Origin of the sequence: Spongiibacter sp. (assembly GCF_041602295.1) — a bacterium.
Lineage (GTDB): Bacteria > Pseudomonadota > Gammaproteobacteria > Pseudomonadales > Spongiibacteraceae > Spongiibacter.
This window is the reverse complement of record NZ_JBFIGO010000198.1, coordinates 1-1,705: the sequence shown is the minus strand read 5'-3', so window position 1 is coordinate 1,705 and position 1,705 is coordinate 1. Positions and strand designations below refer to the sequence as shown.

The 1,705-nt window shown below is 61.8% G+C and carries 1 protein-coding gene; it reads left to right on the top strand.

What is annotated here, in order from left to right; all coding sequences use genetic code 11:
* Nucleotides 1–1,705, top strand: a 1,705-nt coding sequence (polA, locus tag ABYM29_RS15640; RefSeq protein WP_372865721.1) for a DNA polymerase I, incomplete at both ends; no start/stop codon positions are given.

The window sequence follows — 1,705 nt, the reverse complement described above, 5'->3', positions numbered from 1 at the left end:
GTTTGCCTTTGACACTGAAACCACCAGTCTGAACTATATGCAGGCGCGGGTGGTGGGGGTGTCCTTTGCCATTGAGCCCGGCCAGGCGGCATATGTCCCCTTTGGCCACGACTATATCGACGCCCCGCCGCAGCTGAGCGAGGAGCAGGTGTTGGGCGCGCTGAAGCCCCTGTTGGAAGACCCCGATGTTGCCAAGCTGGGTCAGAACCTGAAATACGATGCCAATGTGCTGGCCAACCACGGTATTTGTTTGCGCGGCATTGCCGAAGACAGCATGCTGGAATCCTATGTGCTGGATTCCACCGGCAGCCGCCACGATATGGACAGCCTGGCGTTGAAATACCTCGGCGAGTCGACGATTCACTTTGAAGACATTGCCGGCAAGGGTGCCAAGCAGCTGAGCTTTAACCAGATTGCCCTGGAGCAGGCCGCGCCCTACGCCGCCGAAGACGCCGATATCACCCTGCGACTGCACCAGCGGCTGTCGGCGCGCTTGCGCGAGCAGGGCCGCCTGGACGCGGTCTACCGGGAAATTGAGTTGCCGCTGGTGCCGGTGCTGTCGCGCATTGAGCGCAATGGTGCGTTGATCAGCCGGGAGATGCTGGCCCGCCAGAGCATGGAGCTTGCCGGCAAGCTGAAGGAGCTGGAGCAGCAGGCCTATGACATCGCCGGTGGTGAGTTTAACCTGTCGTCGCCCAAGCAGCTCGGTGAGATCCTGTTCGAGCGCTTGGAAATTCCGGTGATTCGCAAAACGCCGAAGGGCGCGCCGTCTACCGCCGAAGAGGTGTTGGTGGAGCTGGCTCACGACTACCCCCTGCCCCAGGTGATTCTCGACTACCGCAGTCTGGCCAAGCTCAAGTCGACCTACACAGACAAATTGCCGCAGCTGATCGATGCGCACACCGGCCGGGTTCACACCTCCTATCACCAGGCGGTAGCGGCCACCGGGCGCCTGTCTTCTTCGGACCCCAATCTGCAGAATATCCCCATCCGCAGCGCCGAGGGTCGGCGTATTCGCCAGGCGTTTGTCGCGCCCAAGGGCTACAAAATTCTGGCGGCCGACTACTCGCAAATCGAGCTGCGGATCATGGCCCACCTGTCCGGCGACGAGGGGCTGATCAAGGCCTTTAAAAACGGCGAAGATATTCACCGCGCCACCGCCGCCGAGGTGTTTGGGGTTGGGCTCGATGAGGTGAGTGACGAGCAGCGCCGCAACGCCAAGGCGATTAACTTCGGCTTGATTTACGGCATGTCTGCCTTTGGCCTGGGGCGTCAGCTGCACATCGGCCGCAACGAGGCCCAGCAGTACATCGACCTGTATTTCGAGCGCTACCCCGGCGTGCGCCGCTATATGGACGACACCCGTGCGCTGGCCGCCGAGAAAGGCTATGTGGAAACCCTGTTTGGCCGTCGCCTGCACCTGCCGGAAATCAATGCGCGCAACGGGCAGCGCCGTCAGGCCGCCGAGCGCACGGCGATTAATGCGCCGATGCAGGGCAGCGCCGCCGATATTATTAAGCGCGCGATGATTGCGGTTGACCGCTACTTACAGGACGAGCAACCCGCTGCGCAGATGATTATGCAGGTGCACGATGAATTGGTGCTGGAAGTGGCCGAAGAGCAGCTGGACGCGGTGCAGGCGAAGGTCGTGGAACTGATGTCCGCTGCCGCCGAGCTGGCCATCCCCCTGGAGGTCGGGGTTGGC